Raw genomic sequence first — 3,896 nt, 5'->3', positions numbered from 1 at the left:
TTATGCAACAAGTTGGCTGTGGCATTACAATCATGAAAGACCACATCAGGCTAACAAAGGAAAGCCACCTTTAATGGCTGCTTAACCTCTACTTTTAACTTCGGTTATTTATGGGAGGATTACCATGGCTTATGTGTAGGTAAAGATATTCCATCAATAGGAAGGATCTATCATATAGAGGTGGATGTTGAATATATGCGTTCTTTGGAGCCACAAACGAACTTGGGAAAAATGGCAAGAGATCTTCGAATTAAAAATATTCTTGAAAGAATGAACTGATAACAAGCATAGTCTTATTTGAAGTACGACATATTATGTCGTTAAAGTGCCTGTTGTTATAGAAAAAATAAAGCTAATTGATTAATATTAAAAAGAAAAGAGAGGGAATTACAAGAAGGGCGGCATATTTCAAATCTAGATCAGGCAATAAAATTCGCACACGAGCGTCATGCAGGACAAGTAGATAAAGCAGGGCAAGATTATATTCAACATCCTCTACGAGTTATGCAAAATGTACAACATGCTCAGGGAAAAATCTGTGCTGTCCTTCACGATATTTTAGAAGATACACCAACGACAATAGAGGAACTCAAAGTTCTGGGCTTTGATCAAAACGTTATAGATGCGATTATCGCTGTGACTAAAGTAAACGGCGAAAATCGCTTTCAAGCGGTGCAACGTACGATTAAAAACCCGATTGCTTGTGAAGTGAAGTTAGCTGATTTGAGTGACAATATGGACTTGTCACGACTGCCAGAAAGTATTAGTTCAGACTTGATCTGATCCTTCATCTTGAAAAAGTAAAAGCCCTTGTTTTACTTGATTTTAAAATAATGTTTTTCAGTAAGCAGCTTAATTTTTATTTTTTTATAAAGCCGATCTTTAGGATCTTCCATTGATTTTGTTACTTTATCAGCAAATTTCTGATCTAACATCAAGGCTGCATAGGTTTTATAACCTATTTCCAATCGGTCTACTTTATTTCCTTCTTGCTCAAACTCTTCAATTAATTTATTGATTTTTTTTACGCTGATATCACTCATATATTTCAACCATTTAGTTTTGGGTTTTTAATTTAATCTTCAATTATTTAGATTATATTAAAGTACAATTTAAAGAATTCAAGGGCTAATAATTTGTAGCGTAATCAGCCCAGGTTAATTAAGACGTATGATTTAATAAGTGCTGTTGTGCAATATAGACGGGTTTGCCCAGACTCGGTGAACATTGTATCCATGTTCCATCTGCTTGAAGTTCCCATGCTCGACGGTTATCTTGAAGGTAATTCATTAATCCATCTTCCAGAATTTGTTTACGAAGTTTTTTATCTTCGATTGGGAAACAGGTTTCGATGCGAGAAAATAAATTACGCCCCATCCAATCCGCACTGGCGCAATAAAGTTTGTTTTCACCCTGATGATAAAAATAATAAACGCGGGTATGTTCTAAAAAGCGTCCTACAATTGAGCGGACTCGAATATTTTCAGAAAGTCCTTTCACTTGTGGACGTAAGCAGCAAATTGAACGGACGATTAAATCAATTTTAACGCCCGCTTGTGAAGCTTTATATAGAGCATCAATCAGTTGAGGTTCAGTTAAGGCATTTACTTTAATAATAATCTGCGCTTTTTTCCCTGCTTTGCTATTTTCAATTTCAGTTTCGATGAGTTCAATCAATTGAGAATGCAGGGTAAATGGTGCATGAAAAAGTTTTTTCAATTTGACCATTTTCCCCATACCTGTGAGCTCTTGGAAGATTTTATGGACATCTTCACACATATCAGCATCACTGGTCAGTAGTCCGTAATCTGTATATATTTTGGCATTGGTCGCATGATAATTTCCTGTACCTAAATGAACATAACGTTTAATTTTATCCATTTCACGGCGGACAATCAGAATCATTTTGGCATGGGTTTTATAACCGACAATTCCATAGACCACCACTGCACCTGCTTCTTGTAATACATTGGCCACTTCGATATTAGATTCTTCATCAAAGCGTGCCCGTAATTCAATCACAGCGGTGACTTCTTTACCATTTCGTGCGGCTTCAGCAAGAACTTGGACAATTTCCGAATCTGCACCACTACGATAAAGGGTTTGTTTTATCGCCAAAACATGTGGATCATGTGCGGCTTCTTTAAGCAATTTAATGACAGGAGAAAATGAATGAAAGGGATGGTGCAATAAAATATCTTCAGTTTTTAATACATCGAATATCGATTTCTTGCTATATAACACTTTGGGTGATTTTTGAATATAGGGCTTAAAACGTAATTCGGGCAAATTGAAGTTTGAGATAAAACGGACTAGATTAAGCGGGCCATCAATACGATAGAGTTGCTCTTGCTCAAGATCAAATTGTCCAAGTAAATAATCAGTAATATTTTCAGGGCAGTTTTTAGTCACCTCAAGTCTTACAGCGCGACCAAAGCGTCGCGAGGATAGTTCACCTTTTAAGGCAATCGCTAAGTCTTCAACATCTTCTGAGATGGTTAAATCTGCATTACGTGTGACCCGAAATTGATAACATCCCGTTGTTGTAACGCCTGGAAATAATTCATGAATATGTTGCTGAATAATGGCTGAAAGTAAAATGTAGTGTTCAGCCTCACCGGAAATACTTTTAGGTAACTTCACTAATCTAGGTAATGATCGTGGTGCGGGAACAATCGCCAAATCAATTTTTCGTCCAAAAGCATCTTTACCCTCTAAAGTTACAATAAAATTTAAACTTTTATTCACCAGCCGAGGAAAGGGATGTGCTGGATCTAAACTGATAGGCGTAACCACAGGTTGAACTTCATTATGAAAATAATCCTTAATCCATTCTTTATGTTTTTGAAGGATGTCACCATACTGAATGAAATGAACGCCATGTCCTTGCAGTTGCGGTAAGAGATTATAATTAAGAATTTTATACTGTTCTTCGACAGCTTCATGTGCGAGTTTGGAAATGGTGGTGACTATGTCTGAGATTAATAAGTCATCTGGACGAGTTCTAGCATGATTTGAAAGTTTAATTTGTTGCATTAAACTGGCAACTCGTATTTCAAAAAACTCATCAAGATTACTTGAAAAAATAATTAAAAAATTTAATCGTTCAAGTAAAGGGTATTCAGTATCTTTCGCCTGTACCAACACCCGCTTATGAAACTCAAGTAGTGAAAGCTCTCTATTTATATACTTTTTTAACGGATGTGATGAAGAGTTTGAAGGCACATTCAAGGAAGTCATTTATGGCTCTTATAAAGTTAGATTGCAGTACTAAAGAAAACTTAATAAAAAATTCCCTAAAACCTTTGGAAGAGGTCAATTAATTTTTTGTAAATAAAAAATGACCAGGTCTGCGGGAAGGCTAAGAATTGAACTTTATTCAATTGAGTATTCTGTGACTACTTAATGACAGATTTATGAAATCGTATTGTATTATTGTTTCATCTGGCTGATATATAGACTTTTTATCTGAATTTAGCAGAACAGGGGAATATTGATTCAAACTGAGACAATTTGGAGGCTTAATGGGGGAACTTTCTAGAAAAGCGATTTCAACTAAAACTGTCATCAGTTATTCATAGTGATGTCATGTATAAAAATTAATCTATTTTAAATTTTAACAACTGTTCAAAATCATGATGAATATAAAACCACAAATATTGAGTTTAAGTTTAGTGCTCATGGGGTGCTCATTTTCTGCACATGCACAATTAATGTTTAGTCAGTATTGAACCGTACCGGGTTTGTCGGAGACTTTTTTATTTAAGTTAGGCAGAGGTGGATCAGGAAATTTGAACAACACTTATAAGTGATATTTTGCTCCCCAAATGATGTTATAAACATCAATATATGGAGTATTTTATGGCACGTAGACCAAGAAGAAATCATTCAAATGA

The 3,896-nt window shown here is 35.4% G+C and carries 4 protein-coding genes; 2 read left to right on the top strand and 2 right to left on the bottom strand.

What is annotated here, in order from left to right:
• Both HLH16_RS15960 and HLH16_RS13125 read left to right on the top strand, forming a co-directional pair.
• A partial coding sequence (locus HLH16_RS15960; RefSeq protein WP_350643881.1) for an integrase core domain-containing protein occupies positions 1–85 on the top strand: 85 nt, incomplete at its 5' end.
• 320 nt (positions 86–405) lie between these two features.
• Entirely contained in the window at positions 406–783 is a 378-nt protein-coding gene (locus HLH16_RS13125) for an HD domain-containing protein (protein ID WP_350644077.1), read from the top strand.
• 32 nt (positions 784–815) lie between these two features.
• Here the strand turns inward: HLH16_RS13125 and HLH16_RS13120 are convergent, their stop codons facing one another.
• Both HLH16_RS13120 and ppk1 read right to left on the bottom strand, forming a co-directional pair.
• On the bottom strand, positions 816–1,043 hold the full coding sequence (locus HLH16_RS13120; protein ID WP_171529655.1) for a hypothetical protein: 228 nt from the start codon (positions 1,041–1,043) through the stop codon (positions 816–818).
• Positions 1,044–1,161: 118 nt separating this feature from the next.
• Positions 1,162–3,240 (bottom strand): polyphosphate kinase 1, encoded by a 2,079-nt coding sequence (ppk1, locus tag HLH16_RS13115; protein ID WP_171529654.1) that lies wholly within the window; start codon positions 3,238–3,240, stop codon positions 1,162–1,164.
• Between the last annotated feature and the right edge of the window lie 656 nt (positions 3,241–3,896).

This window comes from Acinetobacter sp. ANC 5378, assembly GCF_013004315.1.
In the GTDB taxonomy this organism is placed as follows: Bacteria; Pseudomonadota; Gammaproteobacteria; order Pseudomonadales; family Moraxellaceae; genus Acinetobacter.
This window is presented reverse-complemented; position numbering and strand designations above follow the sequence as displayed.

Excerpts from the sequence above, each read along its gene's own strand:
- HLH16_RS13120 (WP_171529655.1), bottom strand. The coding sequence starts at position 1,043 with ATGAGTGATATCAGCGTAAAAAAAATCAATAAATTAATTGAAGAGTTT.
- ppk1 (WP_171529654.1), bottom strand. The coding sequence starts at position 3,240 with ATGACTTCCTTGAATGTGCCTTCAAACTCTTCATCACATCCGTTAAAA.